This window comes from Flavobacterium sp., from assembly GCF_043780635.1.
Taxonomy (GTDB): Bacteria; Bacteroidota; Bacteroidia; order Flavobacteriales; family Flavobacteriaceae; genus Flavobacterium.
Genome location: NZ_JAYWCK010000067.1, coordinates 1 through 24,811 on the forward strand (window position 1 = coordinate 1; position 24,811 = coordinate 24,811).

Genomic DNA, 24,811 nt, shown 5'->3' on the forward strand with positions numbered 1-24,811 from the left:
AAAGCATTGGTTTTCCAAAAAGGAACTTCTTACTTAATTGACAATCTCATCGAATCCCTAATTTTTGCCATTTTCTTGATTGCAGGATTGATGGCTTATATGTTCCGTTCCGTAAAAATGATATTGGTTTCGGTTATTACCAACATCCTTCCACTCTGTATCACGTCAGGATTGATGGGCTATTTTGGTATTCCGCTTAAGCCGTCAACTATTTTGGTATTCAGTATTGCTTTCGGTATATCTGTAGATAATGCCATCCAGTTTATGGCAAAATACCGCCTTGACTTGATTGAAAATGAAGGAAAAATCAAAAAATCAGTATTCAGCGCATTACGAGAAACAGGAATAAGTACGTTTTATACCTCGATTGTTTTGGTTTTTGGATTCGCAATTTTCACCCTTTCCAGCTTTAGTGGTACGATTGCTCTAGGAGGTTTAATTTCCTGCACATTGTTGTTTGCAATGTTTGCTAACCTATTAGTTTTGCCGGCTTTGGTCTTGACTTTTGAAAAAAAGAAAGCTATAAAAGAAGACCTTTTGGATGCTGAAGTCGTGGAATAATTTTTTAATTTGGAGCTATTTCCCGCTATTCGCTGCAATCCACGCAAAAAAGCGTGGGATTTCCGCTGCTATCGGGGCTACGAAAATCACAATAAATCAATTATATTTGTAATTCAATTGCATCATAATTATAACATAATTACAATGAAACATACAAGAGTTAAAGACTTACTAAACAGTACAACGACACTTCAAGGAGTAAATGCAAAAGGTTGGGTAAGAACTTTTAGAAACAATCAATTTATCGCGTTGAACGATGGTTCAACCATAAACAATATACAATGTGTTGTCGATTTTGAAAACACGCCTGAAGAAACTTTAAAAAGAATCACCACCGGAGCTGCAATTTCAGTAACTGGAGATTTAGTTGAAAGCAAAGGTGCTGGTCAGAAATACGAAATAAAAGTCGAAAAATTAGAAATTCTTGGCGACTCAGATGCAGAGAAATTTCCAATGCAACCCAAAAAACATTCTTTGGAATTTTTGCGTGAAAACGCGCATCTAAGAGTTCGTACTAATGCTTTTGGAGCGATTATGCGTATTCGTTCGGTTTTGTCATTTGCTGTTCATAGCTATTTTCAGGAAAAAGGTTTTGTGTATGTAAACACACCTATCATAACCGGTTCTGATGCCGAAGGTGCTGGCGAAATGTTCAAGGTGACCGCTTTGCCTTTCGACAATCCTCCAAGAAACGAAGACGGGAAAGTAAATTATAAAGAAGATTTCTTCGGTAAAGAAACTAACCTAACGGTTTCCGGCCAATTAGAAGGCGAAACTTTTGCAATGGCATTGGGACAGATTTATACTTTTGGACCAACATTCAGAGCCGAAAACTCGAATACTTCTCGCCATTTGGCTGAATTCTGGATGATTGAACCCGAAGTGGCTTTTAATGATTTGAATGACAATATGGACTTGGCCGAAGATTTTATCCAATATGTAATCAAATACACAATGGAGAAATGTGGCGATGATTTGAAATTCTTGGAAGGACGTTTATTGGAAGAAGAAAAATCAAAACCACAAGTCGAAAGAAGCGAAATGGCTTTATTGGAAAAATTGAACTTTGTATTGGAAAACAACTTCAAACGTGTTTCTTATACTGAAGCGATTGATATTTTAAGAGATTGTACCCCAAATAAAAAGAAGAAATTTCAATATATCATCAACGAATGGGGTGCAGATTTGCAATCAGAACACGAACGTTATTTGGTAGAAAAACACTTTAAATGTCCAGTAATCTTGTTTGATTATCCAGCAAATATTAAAGCATTTTATATGCGTTTGAACGAAGATGGAAAAACGGTTCGTGCAATGGACATCCTTTTTCCGGGAATTGGAGAAATCGTTGGTGGTTCACAAAGAGAGGAACGTTTTGACGTTTTGGTTGAAAAAATGAAAGCCTTGGGAATTAGCGAAGAAGAATTGTGGTGGTATTTGGATACACGTAGATTCGGAAGTGCTGTTCACTCTGGTTTTGGACTTGGATTCGAAAGATTGGTACTTTTTGTAACTGGAATGACCAACATTCGTGACGTAATTCCTTTTCCTAGAACGCCTATGAATGCAGAATTTTAATAAAGATTAAACGATATAAATGTTAAAGCAATTTCTAAATCTAAAATTATCCCAGAAATTATCTCCACAACAAATTCAGTTGATGAAGTTAATTCAATTGCCTACGCAAGCATTCGAACAACGTTTGTTGGAAGAAATGAATGAAAATCCAGCATTGGAAACAGGAAGTGAAGAAGAAGAAATTTACGATAAAGACGAATTCGACAATGATGATGCCAATGACGAATTCGACGATTATGATGACAATGAAAGTGAAGATACGAGCGATATCAACATTGACGAATATTTAAGCAGCGACGAAACTCCGGATTACAAAACTCAAGCCAATAATTACAGTGATGACGACGAAGAACGTGAGTCACCACTGGTTGCGCCAATAAGTTTTCACCAAGATTTAATCAATCAATTGAATACTTTTATATTGAATGATTCAGAGCTGGAAATTGCAGAATTCCTCGTGGGAAGCATTGACGATATGGGTTATATACGTCGAAGTATTCCAGATATGGTGGACGATATGGCGTTTACCCAAGGTATTTATACTGACGAAAAAACCGTCGAACGAATGTTGCACATCATTCACGAATTGGAACCATCAGGTGTTGGGGCACGTGATTTGCAGGAATGTTTGTTGTTGCAATTGAAGCACAAAACGCCTACGGAATATGTGGCTTTGGCAATCGACATTATCGAAAACCAGTTTGATGCTTTTACCAAAAAGCACTACGACAAACTGCAGCAAAAATACAATGTATCGAATGAGCAACTCAAAACTGCCATTCACGAAATAGAAAAATTAAACCCAAAACCGGGTGGTTCTTTTACTGGAAGCAACAAAATTACGGAACATGTGGTTCCAGATTTTGCCATACGAATTGTCGACGATGAATTGGTTTTGACCCTAAACGGAAGAAATGCTCCGTCTTTACACGTTTCCAAGGATTATCAGGAAATGATGCAAACCTATAAAAGCTCCCGCGACAAATCGAATGCACAGAAAGATGCGGTTCAGTTTATTAAACAAAAACTGGATTCGGCTAAATGGTTTATCGACGCTATCAAACAACGTCAGGAAACGCTTTATGTGACGATGAATGCGATTATGCATTACCAACAGGAATATTTTCTGGAAGGCGATGAAACCAAGCTAAAACCGATGATTCTGAAAGACATTGCAGACTTAGTTGGACTTGATATTTCGACCATTTCCCGTGTGGCGAATAGCAAATATGTGGAAACTCCTTATGGGACAAAATTGATTAAAGAATTCTTCTCCGAAGCAATGAAAAACGACCAAGGGGAAGATGTTTCGACGCTTGAAATCAAGAAAATTCTGCAAAACGTGATTGAAGACGAGGACAAACAAAAACCACTTCCAGATGATCAATTGGCCGAAATTCTTTTGGAAAAAGGCTACCCAATTGCCAGACGAACCATTGCTAAATATCGAGAACAACTAGATATTCCTGTGGCGAGAATGAGGAAGAAAATGTAATAATTTATCATTTTGAAAAAAATACTTCCCTTTTTTTCCTATTTATTCCATCCGATATTCATTCCGGTATATGCGGCTTTGGTTTACTTTTTTTTCAACGATTCTTATTATACAAATCCTGAAAAATACTTCGCTATTTTCCAAATAGTGATTATCACGATACTGCTTCCTATTCTCTTTTTTTTCGTGTTGCGAACTGCTGGAAAAGTTGATTCCATAATGATTTCTGAAATATCACAACGCAAAATTCCATTGGTTATTCAGTGCTTATTGACTATTTTATTGGTTCGAAAAAGCATTACTTTAGAACACTTTCCGGAATTTCATTTTTTCTTTTTGGGAGGTTTGATAAGTACTGTGTTTGCCTTAGTTTTGTTACTTTTCAGGACAAAAGCAAGTCTTCATATGGTAGCCATAAGTGCCTTAACCATTTTTATTATTGGATTAAGCTTCCACAATCAAACTCGAAACATCAATTTGATTGCATTTCTAGTGCTTATGAATGGTGTTGTGGCTTCCTCAAGATTGGAGATGAAAGCACATACACCAAAAGAATTGGTAGTTGGATTTCTTTTGGGAGTTATCCCGCAATTACTTTTACTGCGTTTATAGCTATAGAATATAGAACATAATCCCAATATTCAACGAATTCATATCTATGGATTCAGTGCTGGTTTTTGCCGATTGAAACAAAGAATTCAATCCATAATAAGCATAAACATTTATCGAATTATAACCTGCTGAAAGATAAGCTCCGTATTGGAATTTATTAAAATCTTTATTATTGGTGACCACTATTTTTCCTTGTCCATCTTCATAAACTGATTTATCATAAATCAAATAACCCATTTTAAATCCTCCGTATATTCGCCAAAATTTATGACTGTCATATGTAGATGTCCGCCACCTGAACTCTATAGGCACTTCGACCAGAAATTGCGTGAATCTATTTTTATCGTAGGTGATATTGGGGTCAATAATCGTATAAACGTGTGTTTGATTGAGTTCTGTAATAGCTAGATTCTGATTGTAATTGTTGTATGAAAAACCAAGTCCTGGAGCTATGGCAATAGTTCTATTTTTATTTATGGGCATATCTCTAAGGAATCCCAAAGAAAATCCCGATGAAAATTTATCTTGGGTTAAACCCGCTGGCTTTTTTTGTAAAGTATTGAGGGTGAATCCAAAATAAAACTGATCCTCTCTATAAAGTGAATCAATTTTAACGGTAGGCAAAACAGGATTGGTGGTTTGCGAAAAAACGTTAACCACAGTGAATAAAAAAAATGTTTTGAGTACTAAACGCATATTAAATTTTTGTGGGATAAATTTACAAAAAAAAGGTAACCGTAAGGCTACCTTTTTTAGATTATAAAATCAAGTTGCAGAAAGGATGGGATTCGAACCCACGTTATGTTACCATAAACACGCTTTCCAAGCGTGCGCCTTCAGCCACTCGGCCACCTTTCTATTTAATTTGAGGTTGCAAAGAACACGAAAAAATATGACTTAAGAAAATTAATCCTCGCTTTTTATGACAATTCTCCACGCAACGAAGTTTCGAAAAGTGTTTTAAAAATATCTGGGGGAACATTTTGTGCTAATAAGTACATTAATTTAGTAATTGCGGCTTCAGTAGTGATATCTTTCCCTGAAATTACTCCAATTTCTTTCATTGCAGTACTCGTTTCATATTTCCCCATAGTCACACTTCCTATAGAACATTGTGTTACATTTACAATTTGCAAACCTCTATTTATTCCGTTTTTCAAAAGTGATAAAAACCAATCTTCGGTAGGAGCATTTCCGGCTCCATAAGTTTCCAAAACAATTCCTTTAAGTTGCGGAATATCAAGAATTGTTTCCAAAAAAGCTTCACTAATACCAGGAAACATTTTGATAATTGCCACGCGGGTATCCAAAATCTTATGAATCCTCAATTTTTTAACTCTTGTCTTTGGCAGAAACAATTCAGGATGTGTTTTTAAAAGCACTCCTGATTCAATCAAAGTGGGGTAATTGGGTGAAATAAACGCATTGAAATTTTCTGCATTGATTTTTGTGGTTCTGTTACCTCGATACAATTTGTATTCAAAATAAAGGCATACTTCGCTAATTACTGGTTTGTTGTCCTGTCTTAAAGAAGCAATTTGAATTGCGGTTATCAGATTTTCCTTCGCATCAGTTCTTAAATCTCCAATGGGTAATTGTGATCCGGTAAAAATTACTGGTTTTGACAAGTTTTCGAGCATAAAGCTCAATGCTGAAGCAGAATACGACATCGTATCTGAACCGTGTAAAACTACAAATCCATCAAATCGAGCATAATTATCTTCAATAATCTCCGCAATTTCCGTCCATCTTTCGGGACTCATATTGGAAGAATCAATTGGCGTTTCAAAAGAAACCGTCTCAATATCACATTCCAATTGTTTTAATTCCGGGATTTTTTGAAGTAGTTTTCTAAAATTGAATGCCTTGAGTGCTCCGGTTTCAAAATCCTTCATCATACCAATGGTTCCACCAGTGTAGATCAAAAGAATTTTGGTTTTAGATTGCATTTTCAAATTTCAATTTATTGACAACAGGATTGGCATACATTGCCAAGAAACTTTGCAAAGCTAATGGGTCATTATGGTCTATTCGCATTTCTAGTCTGCGCTCAAAAAGCGATTTTTCGTTTTCTGTGTACAAATGTTGATGGGAATTGGTTTTATTCAAAATATCGAAAGCAATATAATTAGTTGGCCATAGTTTATAATTGCGCAAAATAGATTCGTCAATAACCTGAGCCAAAGCTTGAATTTGTTTATTGGAGTTATCAAATTCCGACTTTATAAGATCTAATTCGTTTTCAAGAACGTCTCCAACGTGAATATGAATGCGTTTTTTTTGCCCCATAACCCCACTCATCAGGTTGATGAAATCCTCATTTTTTTCCTTGATGTAAATTTCTTGTTTGGCTTCAGCCAAAAGTTGAGGCATTTTTAAAGCATCAGTCGGGTCATATTCATAAGAAATTGAAACAGGAACTATTTTTATTTTCTTGAAATAATCCATCAGATTTTCTTCATCAGAAGCCATGGAGAGCATTTTTAAAACACCTGGGTTTGTGGCGTCATTTCCGTCTTTGGTTCTTCCTTCTCGCTGTGCTATCCAAACCGAACGGTTTTCGTGTTGCAATAATTTGCTAATGTATTCTGATAATAATTTCGAACTTTGCAGCATTTCTCGAGGTGACAAACCTCTTTGAACCAAAAAGTTTCGGTTTAATCTTGCCAATGTTCTCAAAAATGATTTTTTTACCAAATTATCTCCAATCGCCGATGCGGTCATCACTAATTTATGCTCGAATAAACAAGCATTTAGCAATGAAGTGTCTAAAAGAATATCTCGATGATTCGAAATAAACATGTATGCAGTGTTTTTTTCTAATTTTTCAAAACCCGTGGTTGTTAATCCATCGGATTTTTTTTCCAGCACTTGTTGGAGTGATTTGTATATGAAATTACATTGAAAATCCCTGGTAGAATGAGTTCTTAAAAGCTGTTCTTTCCATATTTCGTCTGGAAGATCCGGAAAAGTAAAGTTCATCAATGCTTTCATCATTGGGTGATGAACCACATTTTGAATAGCATCATTTACTTCAGTATCATAAAACGGTCGGATAGCGTCAAATTTTGACATATAGCATATTTTTTATAAGAACAAATTAACAAAATTTTTATGAAAAATAGCCAATTACTATGTTAAATCCCAAAAATTGAGGAGGAATTCTCGGTTGTAATTCGGGCTATTTCTTCTTGAGGCAAATTATAAATCGCAGCAAGTTTATCTACCACGTTAACCAGATAACTACTTTCATTACGTTTTCCACGAAAAGGAACGGGTGCTAAATAAGGCGAATCCGTTTCAAGGACAAGGTGTTTCAAATCAATTTGATTCAGAAATTGGTCAATTTTTCCGTTTTTGAAAGTTACCACTCCTCCTATTCCTAGTTTCATATTATAAGAAATGGCTTGTAATGCTTGCTCCTGAGTTCCGGAAAAGCAATGAAAAATCCCGAACAAATCAACAGATTTTTCTTCTTCCAAAATTTCAAAAATTTCGTCAAAAGCTTCACGACAATGAATTACGATGGGCAATTTGTATTGTTTCGCCAATTGGATTTGTTTTCTGAAAGCATCTTGCTGCTGAGGTAAATGCGTTTTATCCCAATACAAATCGATTCCAATTTCTCCAATAGCAAAGAATTTTCTTTTGGATAATTCATTCTCAACAAGTTGTAATTCTTCGAGATAATTGTCTTTTACGTGAGTTGGATGTAAACCCATCATTAAAAATATATTATTGGGGTATGCCTTTTCCAAATTGTACATCGACTGTGTATAAGCAGAATCAATCGCAGGAATAAAAAACCGCGAAACACCGGCAGCGATGGCACGTTGAATCATTTCGTTGCGGTCTTCGTCAAACTCATTGGAATATAAATGGGTGTGTGTATCAGTAATTATCATTTTAAACTTTAATTAAAGCAGCAAAGATACAATCTTGCTCAAAAAAATGAACCATATAAGGAATTTAAGGTCAGATAATAAATTTATTCAAAAACTTAAATGAGCTTAAATACCTTATATGGTTAAAAATTTAATATAATTCGTTCAACAATTGTTGCACTTGGTCGTAATCCTCATAATCGTCTGGGATTGTCAAAAGTGTTTCTTTACAAGATTTATACTCTTTCTGTTTCAATTTTGAAAGCGCTAAATACCAAGTCGCTTTATTTTTATAAATAGAAGTTCCTGATTTTAACTCTGATAAATTGGTTTCGGCTTTTTGAAATTGATTATCTTCCAAAAGCGAAACTGCATAGAAATACTGAATTTCTGGAGATTTAGTTGAATTTAAAACAGCTTCAAAATGCGGAATTGCAGCACGATAATTTTTGGCGTTAAATAAGTCTTGAGCCAGTTTCAAATTGTCGTTTACATCACCTCTTTCGGTGAAAGTTGCAATTTCCGGATTGTCATAATCTTCAAAAGATGGATTTATATTCTGAAAAAAGAACAATCCAACCAAAATAGCCACCGAAGCCGCAATGGCATATTGCCAAGGTTTGAAAGCTACAACTTTAGATTTTTTGGATTTGTAATGTTCCTTGGAAATGGATTTTAAATTCTTTTTAAAGGATTTTAATTCTTGTTCATTTCCAAATTTTTGCTCCAAATGAAGATTCAATTCCTTGAAAATTTCAAAAGCTGAAGCGAATTCCTGATCTTCAGCCAATTGTTCTTCGAAGTTTGTTTTTTCCCCTGCAGACAATTCGTTTTCGAAATATTGACCAAATAATATGTAGCGTTCCTCGTTCATGGCTAGGTACTTTTTAAAGATTTAAAGCGATTTGTTTCCTGAATCCACTGGGTTAATTGACCAACGCACAACGATTTTTTCTTTCGAACATAACCATAAGTTACATTGAGTTTTTCGGCAACTTCCTCCATCGATTTGATGGTAAAACTTAATTTCAATAACTCTTGGCATTTGTCGCCGAGTTTAAGAAACATCAAATCAAAAAGTTTTTGTTTTTCGTCAAACACTTCAGTTTCCGTAACCATTTCCTCTGTAGGTTCATTACTAGATAGCGGATCTTCATCGATTGTTACCCCTTTATTCGAAGATTTTTTTATTTCGTTCAGCCATTTTCTTTTGCACAACAAAAAAAAGTAAGCGTCAAACGGACAAGTGAGTTGCAGTTTCTTTGCTTTGGCCTGATTGAAAAGCAAAATCATAATTTCCTGAACCACGTCTTGCGCCTTGTCTTCATTGCCGGAATTGTTCCTTATATAATGAATAACTTTTGGAACAAACTTCTTGTAAATAGATTGAATAATCGCCGAATCATTATTGGCAAGTCCGTCGATATAAATCTGGTCTGGATGAATAGTGGTTTTGGACATAAAAAAACTTTTTATCGAAAATACTAAAAAAAGGGGTAACAAATATAAAACCAAGTTGATATAACCATATAAAACAAAAACTAAAGCTTTTTAAAACTTTTAAAATATGAAAAAGTTAAAAAAATTAGGAGTCAATTTCATTATCAAACTTTGGACAAAAATAACCCGATAAAAAATAATTCGAAACATAGGGTAACAAATAAAAAGGCAAGTTGATATAACAACGAAATCAGAATTAAAAAAATAAAATTCAAAACAAAGGGTAACAATATCAAACCCGAATTGATATAACAATATAAAAACAAAAAAATTTAAACAACAATTAAACATTAGAAATTATGAAAACAAATTTAAAAAACATCGGAATTTTAGCTTTAGCAACAATTATTTTCGCAAGCTGTACAAACAATGAAAACACAACTCCAATTCCTCCAACAGCAGCCGCTTTCAAAGGAATTAACGAAAATGGACTCAAAAAAAACATTCAAAAATTTACCGCAACTGCCGGAGCTGGTGTTATCACACTAACTTCTGCAAAAGGAGTGGTAATCACCCTAAACGGAAATGCTCTTACTAAAAACGGAAACCCCGTTACTGGAGCAATCGACATCACGTTTGTGGAACTTTTTGATAAAGGAAATATGCTGATATCTAACAAACCTACAATGGGAGTGATGCCTGACGGCAAAAAAAGTTTGCTGAAATCAGGTGGTGAGTTTTTCATCAAAGCTTCTCAAGGCGGTGTTGATTTAGTCTCAACAGGAGTAATTCAGCTTCAAGTTCCCGTGAATTTAACTGGAACAATGGACACAGGAATGCTTTTTTGGGCAGGTGATACAACAGATGATGAAAATCTTACTTGGGTAAATCCTCGTAACGCAGCTGGAACCGGAGGTCAAAAAGACGGGAATGTAGGATTTGGTCAAAACAGTTATAACGTTACTTTTGGCAACTTTGGTTGGACAAATGTCGATAAATTTTATAGCGATCCAAGACCAAGAACCACAGTTTTAGCAGCCGTACCAACTGGATACGACAACACAAACAGCGCTATTTATTTATCTTATGATGGTGAAGGTCAAAATGCCCTAGCCAAATTAGACACTTACAATCCGACCACGAAACAATTCAGCGAACATTATGGACAAATTCCAATTGGATTGCAAATGCACGTCATTTTTGCTACCGAAGACAATGGAAACTGGAGATACGCCATCAAAGCCGTTACGGTTGCCGCAGGAGATGTTTACACATTCACTTTAACCGAAACTACCGTAGTAACCGAAGCCCAAATGGTAGCCGCTATCAACGCGATACAGTAACACAAAATATAATTTTTTAGAAGAAGTGGTGATTTGCTCACCACTTTTTTCTATTTTTAAAAAATATTATGAATTTATCTTGCTTGTCATTGCGAAGATGAACGACTTGGCAATCAGAAGCTAATCCTGCTATCCGTTGCAATCTTTTGTGCCGAACCCCGGCACATAAGGATTTCCACTGCTATCAGGGCTAAAAACGTATCGATTATGAAAAACCTACTATCTATTTTCTTCATTCTATTTTCTTTTTGTCATCCTGAGCTTGTCGAAGGACAAACCAAAGTAAAAGATACCGTAACTCGAAAAGCCAAGATTACCTATAATCAAAACAGAAATGTGGTCAAATTCAAACCCGAAATACCGCCTTTAATCCCGATTGCTGGCGCACCAAAACCATCCTATTCCTATTTATGGGAAATGGGCGACGGTCATTACAGCAAAGAAGCCGAACCCAAACACGTCTATAAAAACAAAGGAACTTACAATGCTCGTCTCGCCGTAACCAACAATTACGACAACGGAAAACCACCCGCAACACGACCAAAAGCAGTGGCTGTAAACGAAATTTCTGATGAAGTTTATACTGATATTGCTTCCATCGAAGACCAAAACGGATTGACCATCCAGAAAAATTGTGACCCCATTCCCGACCAACAAATGGAAGTGATTGTAAGTTATCAAAATATGGAAAATTACGTGGCCGACGGAAAATTATATCTTTTTTACAACGAAAAACAATTCAAAAACAACAACTTCGAATTGGTCGATTTCAGGACATATGCTGGCGAAAGAGAAGTTAAGGAAGACCTAGTTGTATTTACAAATGATTTAGAAAACTCGGATTCGTATTTGGCTTCCGAAAATACTTTGGCAACAGCCAAAAAATATCAAATCACAACCACTCAATCAGACTTAGACACTACTTTGAAAGAAGCGAAAAACTCCTATAAAAACGCCACTCTTTTTGAGTTTGATGGTGTAAATCCAGGCGAAACCAGAAATATTTTCCTTACTTACAAAACGACTCCCGAAATGATTAAAGACACGAGTGCTACGGTAACGATGCGAAGTGTTTTTGTTCCAAACCGAAGTTTTAAAAACCACAAAGTTAAAAACCTTGAAATGGAAATCGTAACCTCGCACGACCCAAATAAAATGGGTTCCAACGGAAGTTTTATGAATTACAGATTGGTACGTTTCAAAAGGGTCAACTTCAAAACTCGTTTCCAAAACAATGGCGAAGGACCGGCAAGAATGATTCGCCTAGAAACTGATGTTCCGGATATGTTCGACAAAAAGACTTTCCAAATCGAAGATATGTACCCCAAATGTCCGATTTGTCCAAAAGGCGAAGATCCTACAACAAGTTGTTTGGACACCATCATCAAACAAAAACAGATATTCTTCACCTTCAAAAACATTTATTTGCCGGGAAGCGAGCAGAAAAACGTCAAAGAAAAAGACAGCACCAAAGGGTTTGTAAAATATTCAATGAAATTCAATAAAGACTTTCATAAAGTTAATACTAGAAGCAGAACCGCCATTATTTTCGACAAAAACGAACCCATAATCACCAATTATACCACTACAAGATTCTCGCCGGGAATTTCTATTGGAGCAAAAGCGGGTTATAATTTGTATCCTAATTTAGAAAATTCCAGAAGTTATTTTGTGGGAGCCACAGTTTCTCCCTTCAAATCCTATCGTTTCTATTGGCAAGCCGAGTTCGTAAATAGCTTGCATTCTTATGATGGAACAACGACAACAGAAGACACCTTCATTCAAAATGCCAATGGTTTTCGCCAATTGCAACGCACCACGACTTCATCAGAAAACAGCAGTATCAATTGGGAAATTCCATTGCTGATGCGCTACAACATCAATAACTTTATAGGGATTGGAGCAGGATTGCAAGCCAACATTAATGTTTCGCAACAACAGGAACAAAACCTGAAAATAGAAACTTTTGAAGGAATAACCGATAAATTTTTAATCTCAACAACGAATGAATCCAATACTGTAAAAGAATCTTTTACCAGTTTTAAAACTGGATTATTGTTTGATTTAACCATTGGAGCAGCAAGAATTGGCCCAAGTTTTGGCGCGAGATATGTACTGAATTTCGAAGATAATTTTAATTATTTTCAGTTGTATGGCATTTGGAAGTTTTAGGAAACAATTTATGTTATTAAACTTCGTCGTTTAAATAAGAATTATTTTGTCATTTCGACGAAGGAGAAATCACATTAGTTGCTCTAGTTATGTGATTTCTCCTTCGTCGAAATGACAAACTTAAATGACCTTAAATTCCTTATATGATTAAAACTATTTTTTATCTTTTGTTATTCACGACTCTAAATGTTTTAGGGCAAAATCCGCTTACGCCAGAAGATAAAATTTACAATGTTGTTGATGGGTATTCTACAAATCCAACCCTTGACGGTTTACAAAATTTAGAAACTGTTGATTACAATTTCTGGAAAAATCCAAAACCAAAATCCAAGAATGAACTCTTGGCCATTGTGGTCTTAAATTGCAACAAAGCCTATTATGAAAACAAATTTGGAAAGACTAAGCAAGTTATTTCAAGTTATGAAAAAGCCTGGCAAGTCTATCAAAAATACAAGCTTTCTAATTATGATATTACAGAATATTGCCTAAAACCTTTGGGCAATCTTTACACGATTATAGGCGATTATGACAATGCCGAAAACACCATAAAACAGTATTATTTTATTGCTAATGCCGAGAAAAACCAACCCCAAAAAATAGCGGCAATTCTTAATTTGTCGAACGTGTATCAAAACACGGGTCGAGTAAATGAAGCCATCGTTTTACTAGAAAAAACGATTAAAACCCAAAAATTATCCTCAACACAGAAAGGAATTTTATTGACTAACTTGGGAAATAATTATGTATTAAGTTATAAAAATCCAGATTTTTCAAAACCTATTCCTAATATTTTTAAAAAATTAGAAAGCACCTATCTTGCGGCTATTCAATTATTGCAATCAGATAAAACCCAAACTGAAACACTGGCCAATTGTTATCGCAACTTATCCGCATTAAATCTACAATGGCAAAATATTGAATTGGCCAATTCCTATTTTGAAAAAGCCAAAAAGTATTTCTTTGCGACTCCGAATATTTCACCTCGGAAACTAGCTAAATTTAAATATGAAGAAGCTAATTTATTGTTTCAACAAAAAAAATATGCTGAAGCAAGCATAATTATAGCATCTGTTTTTAAGATTTTAATTCCAAATTATTCTTATCAGATAAACATTATTCCCAACCAAAGCTCACTCTACGCAGAAACCATTTTATTGGATGCACTAGACTTACAAGCAGACGTTTTCTTGGAAGAAAATCAACCCAAAAAAGCCTTGGAAGCATACACGCTTTCGTTCCAAATAGAGGATTTGTTTTCGAACTTGTTAGTCTATGAAAATTCCAAAATCATCAACCAAATTCGCGTTAGAAATCGAACCGAAAAATGCCTTTCCATCTATGATTTTCTTTACGAAAAAGAAAATAAAATTATTTATATCGAAAATGCTTTCCAGCTTTCTGAACGAACAAAATCAGGTGTTTTGAAAAGCTATCTTTCCAATAAAAAAACAGTTTCTAGAGAAGAAAAACTACATTTGGAGCAACTGCAAAACTGGACTAATGAAATCGTCAAAGAACAACAAAAAGGGGATTTGGCAAACGTTACAAAAATAAACGAAGCCATAAAAAAACAAAATGAATTGATGCTTTCGCTAAAGAAAATCAGGTTGGAAAATCAAGTTAATACAGCCGAAAACATCGATTTGAAATCCTTGTATTCTAAACTTGAAAAAGACAAAACAATACTGGTGGAGTATTTTTCGGGCTTTGAGAAAATGTATGTTTTTACCTTGGCAAACCAAAGAATAAAACTGGACTATTATTGGGACAACCATACTGCAACACCAAGAATAATTTCGTTTTTGGATTATTTCAGCGATGCCAATAAAATAACCGATGATATTTCGGGCTATAACCATTATGGTAATTCATTATATAAAATGTTGAAATTACCAACATATGCAACTTACCAAAACCTAATTATTGTTCCTGATGGCTTATTGAATTTTCTTCCTTTTGAGGCTTTGATTACAAAAGAAAGCGCAACGACCAATTTTTCGCAAATGCATTATTTGTTGAATGATTTCAAGATTGCCTACAATAATTCAGCATCCCTTTATTTGAATGGAAAAACCTCTTCTAGAGATAAAAAAACAGTTCTTGGTATTTTCCCCGTTTTTGAAAAAACCGCTTATGAATTGACATTTTCCAAATCCGAAATGCAATCCATAAAAAGCAATTTCGATGGAAAATTTTTCGCAAATGAAACCGCCTCTTTCGATAATTTCAAGTTGAATGCCGCCAATTATTCCATTTTGCATTTGAGCACGCACGCAACTTCCGGTGATACAGAAACTCCGGCGAGCATCAAATTTTATGATCAGGAAGTCTTGTATTCAGAACTTTACAATCTCAACATCAATCCAGACTTGGTGGTTTTGAGTGCCTGTGAAACCGGAATTGGAAAACTCTACAAATCCGAAGGTGCAATGAGTGTTGCCAGGGGATTTCAGTTTGCCGGAGCACAAAATCTGTTGTTTTCATTGTGGAAAGTAAACGACTATACGACTTCGGTTTTTATGGATGCTTTTTATAAAAACATTAAAAAAGACATTCCTTATTTTGAGGCTAACACCAATGCCAAAAGAGATTTTCTGAAAGACGAATCAATTTCAAATGCAAAAAAAACGCCTTATTATTGGAGCGCTTTTGTGTATTATGGCGGAATTGAAACTACTGAAAAACCAACAAATTATTATTTTTATATTCTTGGAATAATAGTTTTAATTGGATTATTTTTGGTCTTTAATCGCTACAGAAAATGAAAACCCTTCCTGAAATTCTTAAAAAAGAAAGCTACAAGAAAATAAGATTTAAAGTGACTAAAACCCAACATATACTTATAAAAGCGAGTATAAACGGCATCAAAGGAAATTTTATTCTGGATACTGGAGCAAGTTCCAGTTGTGTGGGTTTTGAAAGTATCGAATTATTTCTTTTGGAAGCGAAAAAATCCAAAACACAAGCTTCTGGTGCTGGTGCAACGGGAATGTTTACCCAAATGGCTGTTGGCAATCAACTTCAATTGGGCAATTGGAAACACTCTGATTTTGAACTCGTGATTTTTGATTTATCCCATGTAAATGAGGCGTTGATCGAGCACAAAGCAAAACCCGTTCACGGCATTATTGGCGCAGATATTCTAATGAAAGGCAAGGGAATCATTGATTATTATAATCATTTTTTGTATTTAAAATAATACAAATTAACTTCTAAGAACCATAAATATATATGAAAAATTTCCTCAAAATTAAATTAATACTCTTGGGAATATTATTATTTTCTTGTTCCTCCAAAAATAAAACCAACGAAAGTGGAATAACAAAAATTTATGATTTTAATGATTTAACTGAATGGGAAGACGCTTCATTAAACACAAATCAAAATATTAATTATATTATTGAAAATGGGAATTTAAAGATATTTACAAATGCCAATACATGGGAACGACCGAAAGTTAAAACAATTGATAAATTTACTTCAGGAACTTACATTTGGAGGGTTTATATTCCAGAAATTGGTATTGGAGATATGACAAATATTAGTGGATTTTTATATAATGACGATATGCACGAATTAGATTTCGAGATTGGGTATGGAACTCAAATTGTTCGGAATCAATTAATGGCGCAATCTGATGACCTTATTGTTTATATGACTTCTCAGGGAAATCCATATCAATCTATACAAAAAAAAATCAAAAGAGGACGATGGTACAATTTGTCTTTAGAAATAAAAGTAAACCCAGATGGTCTTTATCAAGTAAATTGGACAATTAATGACCTTATTTTAACAACTCTCGAACTGACTTATGGTAACGAAACGAATTTTAATATTTATTGCAGTGTCGAAAATTTAAAATTCATAGGAAACCATATTCCTCAAAATAATAATTATGCTCTTTTTGATTTTGTAGAAATTAAAAGAAATTAAAAAGACCTGTTTAATAATATTAAACAGGTCTTTTTATAAGATTTTTTTAAAGTTCAAAAGCTTTTTTAGGATTGCCCTCACAAAGTAATTCTAGTGGATTTTCCAATGCTTCTTTTACAGCAACTAAGAATCCAACAGACTCACGACCATCGATGATTCTGTGATCATAAGAAAGAGCCACATACATCATTGGGTGAATTTCCACTTTTCCATTTACGGCAATTGGACGCTCAATAATGTTGTGCATTCCAAGAATTCCAGATTGTGGAGGATTGATAATTGGTGTTGATAACATACTTCCAAAAACACCTCCATTTGTAATAGTGAATGTTCCTCCAGTCATATCGTCAACTGTGATTTGTCCGTCACGTGCTTTTATCGCTAATCTTTTAATGTCGGATTCAATTCCACGGAAAGTCAAGTTTTCGGCATTGCGAACTACAGGAACCATTAGTCCTTTTGGACCGGAAACTGCAATTGAAATATCGCAGAAATCAAAAGCAATTTTATAATCGCCATCCATCATTGAGTTCACATCCGGATATAAAGCTAAAGCTCTGGTTACGGCTTTTGTGAAAAACGACATATATCCTAACCCAATTCCACCGTGTTTTGCTTTGAATGCATCTTTGTATTCATTACGCAACGTGTTAATTGGCGTCATATTAACTTCGTTGAAAGTAGTCAACATTGCTGTTTCATTTTTGGCAGCGACTAATCTTTCTGCAACTTTGCGACGTAACATTGATAATTTTGTGCGCTCAGAACCACGGCTTCCTCCTGTTGGAGTTCCCATTGCTGGAACTGAATTTACAGCATCTTCTTTGGTAATTCTTCCATCTTTTCCCGTTCCAATGATGTCAGAAGGCTGGATATTTTTTTCATTCAATATTTTCCTCGCTGCCGGAGATGGAGTTCCTGAAGCATAAGAAACTGGAGCTACAGGAGCTGGAGCTACAGCTTTCACTTCTTCTTTTTTCACTTCAACAGGTTTTGCCTCCTCTTTTTTTGCTTCGACAACTGGCGTTGAACCAGATGGTTTTTTGCCTTCAGTATCAATTAAGCAAACTATGGATCCTACGGCAACCGCATCGCCTTCTTCGGCCTTTAGAGTGATAATTCCGCTTGCTTCTGCTGGCAATTCTAATGTTGCTTTGTCCGAATCAACCTCGGCAATAGCCTGATCTTTCTCAACATAATCGCCATCTTTTACTAACCAAGTTGCGATTTCAACTTCTTTGATTGATTCCCCTGGTGAAGGGACTTTCATTTCTAAAATCATCTTATATTATTTTAATTATGAATTTTAAATTATTAAAGTTTCAAGTTAAATAAAATTAAACCTGAAACAAATTTTCTTATCTTGATATATTCTTGTCAAAAACAAATTTCAAAGCTTCCGCATGACGGCGTTTTGATCTGGTATAACTTCCTGATGCGGATGCAGCAGATGCTCTTAACGATGCTAATCTAAATTTTACGGTTGTAATATTCATTAACATAAAACCATAAGCACCCATATTTTTCGGTTCTTCCTGTGCCCAAACATAATCATCTACATTTGGATATCTCGCAATTATTTTTTTTAATTGTTCTGTTGGTAACGGAAATAATTGCTCAATTCTCACTACTGCAACATCTTTTCGACCGTTGATTTCTCTTTCGGCAGTGATGTCATAATAGAATTTTCCTGTGCAGAAAACCAATGTTTTTACCCCGTTTTTATTCACGGTTTCATCGTCAATAGTTTCCTGAAAAGTACCTGTAGTAAATTCTTCTATACCAGAAACAACTCTTGGATCACGAAGCAAACTCTTTGGTGTAAACACAATAAGCGGTTTACGGTATTTCGTTTTCATTTGTTTTCTTAACAAGTGAAAGAAATTTGCCGGAGTTGTACAATCGGCAACAACCATATTTTGTCTGGCACAAAGTTGTAAATAACGTTCTATTCTTCCTGAAGAATGTTCTGCTCCTTGCCCTTCGTAACCGTGAGGCAATAATAAAACGATTCCGTTTTGATTGTTCCATTTGTCTTCCCCACAAGAAATATATTGGTCAATCATAATTTGCGCCCCGTTGCTGAAATCGCCAAATTGTGCTTCCCAAATAGTCAATGCATTTGGGTTTGCCAACGCATAACCGTAATCAAAGCCTAAAACGCCATATTCTGATAAAAGAGAATTGTAAACACTAAATTTTCCTTTTTTACCTTCTAAATTATTGATCAAAACAACTTCTTCCTCTGAATCTTCGACTTTCACAACGGCGTGACGATGAGAAAAAGTACCGCGTTCAACATCTTGACCTGAAATACGAACGTCATAACCTTCTTGCAACAATGATCCATAAGCCAAGTGTTCAGCCATTGCCCAATCTAACTTGTTGGTTTCGAAAAACATTGTTTTTCTGTCGTTTATTAATTTTTGGATTTTGCTGATAAATTTTTTGTCCTTTGGCAAATTACAAATGGCATTGGCAACAGCCGTAAGTCCTTCTTTTGAATAAGAAGTGTCTACTTTTTTGAACATCTGAGCCACTCCAGCTTTTGTAAAACCTTCCCATTCATTTTGCATAAATGGAGTAATTATTGTCAATTCCTTTTTACGGGATTCTTCAAGATTCACCTCTAGATTCGATTTGTATTCTACCTCCAGTCCTTTTACATAATTGGCATCAATCACTCCTTCAGCCAATAATTTCTCGGCATAAATATCTCTTGGGTTTTTATGTTTTGCTATAATTTTGTACAATAAAGGTTGCGTAAAACGTGGTTCGTCGCCTTCATTATGTCCATATTTTCTATATCCTAACAAATCGATAAAAACATCACGTCCAAAATGCATTCTGAAATCCAACGCAAATGACATCACGTGCACAACCGCTTCGGCATCATCAGCATTGACATGCAATACTGGCGAAAGTGTTACTTTGGCAACATCTGTACAATAAGTTGAGGAACGTCCGTCAAGGTAATTAGTGGTAAAACCAACCTGATTATTGATTACAATATGTATTGTTCCGCCCGTTTTATAACCATCAAGTTGGGCCATTTGTACCAATTCATATAAGATTCCTTGACCCGAAATCGCAGCATCACCATGAACAGCAATAGGCAATACTTTAGAAAAATCATCCGGGAAATATTTATCTTGTTTGGCCCTGGTAATTCCTTCTATAACTGCTCCAACGGTTTCAAGATGCGAAGGATTTGGAGCAAGATTTATGTTGATGGTTTTTCCTGATCTAGTTGTTTTTTGGGCGGTAAGTCCCAAATGGTATTTTACATCACCGTCAAATTGATCCTGATCGTAATCTTTGCCCTCGAATTCTCCAAAAATATCCTGAGTTGATTTCCCGAATATATTTGCTAAAATATTCAAACGACCTCGATGCGCCATTCCCATCACAAATTGTTCAATTCCTTTTTCGGCTGCCATTTCAATCAATGAATCAATAGCGGGAATAATTGATTCTCCTCCTTCGAGTGAAAACCTTTTTTGTCCCACATATTTTGTATGCAAAAAATTCTCGAAAGAAACTGCTTGGTTTAATTTGTTGAGAATGGCTCTTTTTTCGTCGTGAGAAAAATCAGGGTGATTGTCGTTATGCCCAATTTTATTTTGAATCCATTGAATATCATTTGGATTTCGAATATACATATATTCAACCCCAATAGATTGACAGTAAATTTTATCCAAATGTCCAAGAATATCCGCCAAACTACAAGGTGCAATTTTGATTACCTTGGCCGCATCAAATATGGTTGATAAATCCGCTTTTGAAAGTCCAAAATTTTCAATGTCCAAAGTTGGAGTATAAGTTCTTCTTTTGTGAACCGGATTCGTTTTCGTAAACAAATGTCCACGATTTCTATAGGCATCAATTAATTTGATTACATTGAACTCTTTCTGAAGTTTCTCTGAAGCAGAAGTACCTTCAAGACTTACTGAAGTTCCATTTTCTGTTTGGCTTACTGGATTTTCTCCATTATAGGTTGACATCCCAAAATCGAAACCTTGAAAAAAACCTCTCCAACTTGGCTCTACGCTATCTGGATTTTCTAAATATTGGTCGTATAATTGTGCGAAAAATTCGGCATGTGCCGCATTTAAGAATGAAAACCTATCCATAATTGTATAAAATCTGCTTTTTTGTTAAAATAGTCTGGCAAAAGTACAATAATACAATAAGTTTATAATTCTTTTTAAATACATTTATGCCATATATTGTTAAAAACCTAAATGCTTATGAAAAAGAGCACCTTGAAAATTGTTGCCAAATCAATTTTGGGAGTTACAACTTTTTTATTTTCTTTTGGTATATTTGCACAAGGGCCAACAAATGGACTACAACCCCCAAATAATTTCTGGAGAAATGTGCAATTTGGTGGCGGAATAGGATTGAGTATTGGATCTGGTTATACCGAAATTACTATTGCGCCTAGCGCCATTTATAATATTAACCAAGTTGTTTCAGTTGGAACTTCATTACAGTTTGGCTATATTTCTGCAAAAAACGATTATTCTTCTACGCTTTTTGGAGCAAGTTTAATAGGCCTTGTAAATCCTATTCCACAAGTTCAACTTTCAGTAGAGTTAGAAGAAATCAATGTAAATACAGATTATCAATATCCTGGAGGAAGTAATACCGATACTATTTGGAACACTGCACTATATCTTGGTGCAGGTTATAGAACAGGAAATGTAACCATTGGAGTTCGCTATGATGTATTATTTAATAATAATAACGGCTATTACAGCGACCCGTTTATGCCGTTTATAAGAGTTTATTTTTAAATTATGAAAAAGAGTATACAAGTGTTTTTTCTTCTGTTTTTGAGTTATGGATTTTCTCAAAACACCCTATTGCAATCCGGTCCAATGGTGGGTTACTGCGAGATGAAAGAAGCTTTAATTTGGTTGCAAACCAAAGAAAATGTTTCCGTAAAAATTGAATATTTTGCATTAGACAATCCAGCCAAAGTATTCTCCTCTGATAATTATAATTCATCTAAAGAAGTTGCTTTTACCTATCATATCATTTTAGACCAACTTGAACCTGGAAAAAAATATACATACACCGTTTTTATCAATAATAAAAAGGTGGTTTTGCCTTATGAGACTTCCTTTTCTTCCAAGAAATTATGGCAATGGCGAGAAGATGCTCCTGATTTTACAGTTGTTTTCGGCAGTTGTATGTACATCAATGAAACTGAATTTGACAGACCCGGAAAACCTTATGGAAGCGGATATAACATTTTTGAAAGTATCACCAAGAAAAATCCGGACATTATGATTTGGGGTGGTGACAACACTTATTTAAGAGAAGCGGATTGGGATAGTAAAACAGGGATTTATCATCGCAATACACACTCCAGATCCATCAAAGAAATTCAACCTTTATTAGCCAAAACCCAAAATTTTGCGATTTGGGATGACCACGATTATGGCCCCAATGATAGTGACCGTAGTTTTTATAATAAAAATGTGACTCAAAAAGCATTTAGAGATTTCTGGGCCAATAAAAGTTACGGAATCAGTCCAGAACAAAACGAAGGTGTTTTCTCTACCTTTAATTGGGGTGACGCTCAGTTTTTCCTGATTGACGATCGTTTTTTTAGATCGCCACAAGAAAGAGTCACAGGTAATAAAACGATGTTAGGCACCACGCAATTCGAATGGCTTATTGACGCTTTGAGTTCTTCAATAGCCAGTTTTAAAATAATCGTGATAGGCGGACAAGTTCTTAATTCGGTGCCAGACACAGAAAATTATGGACATTATCCCGAGGAAAAGGAAAGACTTCTCAATGAGATTTCAAATAATAAAATAAAAGGTGTTTTGTTCTTAACCGGAGACCGCCATTTTGCCGAAATGTCTATGTTGCCTCGTGAAGGCAGTTATCCTATTTATGATTGGACAGTTTCACCATTTACCGCCGGAATCGTATCCGACAAAGTGTTGAATGAAGACAATAAATATAAAGTTCAGGGAAGTGCCTTTGTTCAAAATAATTTTGGAATAATTTCATTTTCCGGAAACAAAGAAAACAGGCAAATGAAACTTACTTTATTTGACAAAAATGGGAATGAATTGTGGAATAAAGTAATTTTAAAAAAGGAGCTGGAGTAGTTAATATTTATTTTTGAAGTACCTTTTTTATAAATTGACACCCATTATTCTTTAACGATTTTAAAACAAGCATTTTGATTATTTTTCAAAAATTGCATCAGGTAAATTCCGGATTTGTAACTTGATGTATCAATGATTAAGGTCGGGCCTTTTGGATTAAAAGTGGCGACTTTTTGTCCTAGCAAAGAAAATAGAGAAACTTTAGCCCCTGAAAAATTTGCAGGGATATTCACGGTTAAAACATCTTTGACTGGATTTGGACTATATCGAATGTATTCATTGATTGATGCATTATCATTTGTGAACAATGTCTTTTCTTGGTAAACACGTAAATAATCAATATCCATCGAAGCTTGTGTAAAACTTTGATATATACTAGATTGGATTGCAATATTCAAAAGCAGGTATTGTTCTTTGTCAAATGGCCAAGTATCTGCATTTAAAGTTTCCGGTTGGTAGGTATAATGTACTTTGCCGTCCACGCTAAATACCATTTTGTCTACATACCAATCTAATGAATAAATATGGTATTCTGAGGAAGCAGTTGCAATGGTTTGTCCGCCTAAATTAGCAGTTCCACCAAAACTAGACGGAGTATGCATGGCGCTTTGAACATAATTTTGATTGCTTCCCCAATGTTCCATAATATCAACCTCACCGCAGGCAGGCCAATTAGAAGTACCAAATCCTTGTAAATCCCAATAGGCACCGTCTTCATTAACATTTTTGCCCAACATCCAAATAGCTGGCCAAGTTCCTACTCCTGAAGGTAATTTTGCTCTTACTTCTACTCGGCCGTATTTAAAAGCAAACTTTGAATTTAACCGGGCAGATGTATATGATTTAGTAACGCCTTGGTTTTGAAAAGTCTCTTTTTTAGCAATGACACTTAAAAACCCATTAGTAACAACGGAATTATCAATTCTGTTTGTGTAATGTTGAACTTCCCCATTATACCAACTTCCGCCGGCTGGGAGTTGTGTTTGATGAAACCATTTTGTGGCATCAACAGCTCCATTTGTATCAAACTCATCCGACCAAACCAATTGATCAAATACAACTGGAGGAGGTAAAGCAACTCCTAAATAATAAAAATCATCAATAAATGCTAACACATTACTGCTATTATTTTCGCCATTAATTTGCAGGACAACTCTATTGAAATCTGTTCTGTTTATTGGAGGAGGAGAAGTAGGATCAAGATTTAGATAAGGGTCATTGGCAAAATTAAAAGTCACTTCCTGCCATTGATCTAGTACAATAGGCTTGATAATCTCACTTTGAGTAGACCAAGGAGCTCCCAATGTTCCATTTTGCAATTTTAAAGAAATTTGAAGCGGTTGGCTTCCGGTTATTCCACTTGAGGAAACATATATTTTTAATGTAAAGGTGTAATTTGCAGATAAATTAAAATTTGAAGACGCATCAAACCTGATATTGGCATATTGGCCTCCGATATCAGTGTATTTTAAAACCTTGGCGGATGAATTGATACCTGATTGATAGGGATTAGAAAATGGCTGCTCTAGACCACAGTCATCGCCAAACCATGTTGTAATGTTTCCGGTCCCTTCAAAATTATCATGAATCGCTTGACCACTCACAAGAAGAGTTACCAATATAGAAATGGAACTTAATACTAATTTCTTCATTTTAATA

The 24,811-nt window shown here is 35.1% G+C and carries 20 protein-coding genes and 1 tRNA gene; 11 read left to right on the forward strand and 10 right to left on the reverse strand.

All coding sequences use genetic code 11. The features are described 5' to 3' along the window. The 4 genes from ACH2BV_RS05835 to ACH2BV_RS05850 all read left to right on the forward strand — a co-directional run. Positions 1 to 561, forward strand: a 561-nt coding sequence (locus ACH2BV_RS05835) for an MMPL family transporter (protein WP_395049789.1), incomplete at its 5' end; no start/stop codon positions are given. 144 nt (positions 562 to 705) lie between these two features. Then, positions 706 to 2,139, forward strand: a complete 1,434-nt coding sequence (gene asnS / locus ACH2BV_RS05840; protein WP_395049790.1) for an asparagine--tRNA ligase — start codon at positions 706 to 708, stop codon at positions 2,137 to 2,139. A 19-nt stretch (positions 2,140 to 2,158) separates the two neighbouring features. Continuing rightward, entirely contained in the window at positions 2,159 to 3,634 is a 1,476-nt protein-coding gene (gene rpoN, locus ACH2BV_RS05845; protein ID WP_395049791.1) for an RNA polymerase factor sigma-54, read from the forward strand. Positions 3,635 to 3,646: 12 nt separating this feature from the next. Beyond that, positions 3,647 to 4,246, forward strand: coding sequence for a hypothetical protein (locus ACH2BV_RS05850; RefSeq protein WP_395049792.1), 600 nt, complete (start codon positions 3,647 to 3,649; stop codon positions 4,244 to 4,246). Here the strand turns inward: ACH2BV_RS05850 and ACH2BV_RS05855 are convergent, their stop codons facing one another. The 7 genes from ACH2BV_RS05855 to ACH2BV_RS05885 form a co-directional block, all read right to left on the reverse strand. Continuing rightward, a complete protein-coding gene (locus ACH2BV_RS05855) occupies positions 4,247 to 4,942 on the reverse strand; it encodes a porin family protein (protein WP_395049793.1) in 696 nt (231 codons plus the stop codon). A 77-nt stretch (positions 4,943 to 5,019) separates the two neighbouring features. After that, positions 5,020 to 5,104: transfer RNA gene (locus tag ACH2BV_RS05860), tRNA-Ser, on the reverse strand. A 62-nt stretch (positions 5,105 to 5,166) separates the two neighbouring features. Beyond that, positions 5,167 to 6,195, reverse strand: coding sequence for an asparaginase (locus ACH2BV_RS05865; RefSeq protein WP_395049794.1), 1,029 nt, complete (start codon positions 6,193 to 6,195; stop codon positions 5,167 to 5,169). Next, on the reverse strand, positions 6,185 to 7,321 hold the full coding sequence (locus ACH2BV_RS05870; RefSeq protein ID WP_395049795.1) for a 1-acyl-sn-glycerol-3-phosphate acyltransferase: 1,137 nt from the start codon (positions 7,319 to 7,321) through the stop codon (positions 6,185 to 6,187). The genes ACH2BV_RS05865 and ACH2BV_RS05870 overlap by 11 nt, the downstream gene beginning before the upstream one ends. A gap of 62 nt (positions 7,322 to 7,383) precedes the next feature. Then, positions 7,384 to 8,151, reverse strand: a complete 768-nt coding sequence (locus ACH2BV_RS05875) for a TatD family hydrolase (RefSeq protein ID WP_395049796.1) — start codon at positions 8,149 to 8,151, stop codon at positions 7,384 to 7,386. Positions 8,152 to 8,281: 130 nt separating this feature from the next. After that, entirely contained in the window at positions 8,282 to 9,004 is a 723-nt protein-coding gene (locus ACH2BV_RS05880; RefSeq protein ID WP_395049797.1) for a tol-pal system YbgF family protein, read from the reverse strand. 2 nt (positions 9,005 to 9,006) lie between these two features. Then, positions 9,007 to 9,591: an RNA polymerase sigma factor gene (locus ACH2BV_RS05885; RefSeq protein ID WP_395049798.1), complete on the reverse strand. Its 585-nt coding sequence runs from the start codon at positions 9,589 to 9,591 to the stop codon at positions 9,007 to 9,009. A 338-nt stretch (positions 9,592 to 9,929) separates the two neighbouring features. On the opposite strand from ACH2BV_RS05885, the gene ACH2BV_RS05890 reads away from it, so the two are divergent. From ACH2BV_RS05890 to ACH2BV_RS05910, 5 genes are all read left to right on the forward strand, one after another. Further along, complete coding sequence (locus ACH2BV_RS05890; RefSeq protein ID WP_395049799.1) at positions 9,930 to 10,913, forward strand: hypothetical protein; 984 nt, start codon at positions 9,930 to 9,932, stop codon at positions 10,911 to 10,913. Between the two features lie 207 nt (positions 10,914 to 11,120). Beyond that, entirely contained in the window at positions 11,121 to 13,085 is a 1,965-nt protein-coding gene (locus ACH2BV_RS05895) for a PKD domain-containing protein (RefSeq protein WP_395049800.1), read from the forward strand. A gap of 143 nt (positions 13,086 to 13,228) precedes the next feature. Then, the gene (locus ACH2BV_RS05900) at positions 13,229 to 15,850 is read left to right on the forward strand and encodes a CHAT domain-containing protein (protein ID WP_395049801.1); all 2,622 of its coding nucleotides are present in this window, start codon (positions 13,229 to 13,231) and stop codon (positions 15,848 to 15,850) included. After that, complete coding sequence (locus ACH2BV_RS05905) at positions 15,847 to 16,284, forward strand: retropepsin-like aspartic protease (RefSeq protein ID WP_395049802.1); 438 nt, start codon at positions 15,847 to 15,849, stop codon at positions 16,282 to 16,284. The genes ACH2BV_RS05900 and ACH2BV_RS05905 overlap by 4 nt, the downstream gene beginning before the upstream one ends. A 32-nt stretch (positions 16,285 to 16,316) precedes the next feature. Continuing rightward, positions 16,317 to 17,018, forward strand: coding sequence for a hypothetical protein (locus ACH2BV_RS05910; RefSeq protein WP_395049803.1), 702 nt, complete (start codon positions 16,317 to 16,319; stop codon positions 17,016 to 17,018). 46 nt (positions 17,019 to 17,064) lie between these two features. Here ACH2BV_RS05910 and odhB read toward each other — a convergent pair whose 3' ends face one another. Then, entirely contained in the window at positions 17,065 to 18,300 is a 1,236-nt protein-coding gene (gene odhB / locus ACH2BV_RS05915) for a 2-oxoglutarate dehydrogenase complex dihydrolipoyllysine-residue succinyltransferase (protein WP_395049804.1), read from the reverse strand. Between the two features lie 76 nt (positions 18,301 to 18,376). Further along, entirely contained in the window at positions 18,377 to 21,151 is a 2,775-nt protein-coding gene (locus ACH2BV_RS05920; protein ID WP_395049805.1) for a 2-oxoglutarate dehydrogenase E1 component, read from the reverse strand. 117 nt (positions 21,152 to 21,268) lie between these two features. Between ACH2BV_RS05920 and ACH2BV_RS05925 the strand changes: the two genes are divergently transcribed. Next, the gene (locus ACH2BV_RS05925) at positions 21,269 to 21,817 is read left to right on the forward strand and encodes a hypothetical protein (protein WP_395049806.1); all 549 of its coding nucleotides are present in this window, start codon (positions 21,269 to 21,271) and stop codon (positions 21,815 to 21,817) included. Between the two features lie 3 nt (positions 21,818 to 21,820). After that, positions 21,821 to 23,152 (forward strand): alkaline phosphatase D family protein, encoded by a 1,332-nt coding sequence (locus ACH2BV_RS05930; RefSeq protein ID WP_395049807.1) that lies wholly within the window; start codon positions 21,821 to 21,823, stop codon positions 23,150 to 23,152. A 44-nt stretch (positions 23,153 to 23,196) separates the two neighbouring features. Here ACH2BV_RS05930 and ACH2BV_RS05935 read toward each other — a convergent pair whose 3' ends face one another. Continuing rightward, positions 23,197 to 24,804 carry a family 16 glycosylhydrolase gene (locus tag ACH2BV_RS05935; protein ID WP_395049808.1) on the reverse strand — a complete coding sequence of 536 codons (1,608 nt, stop codon included), beginning with the start codon at positions 24,802 to 24,804 and terminating at the stop codon, positions 23,197 to 23,199. Positions 24,805 to 24,811 lie beyond the last annotated feature (7 nt).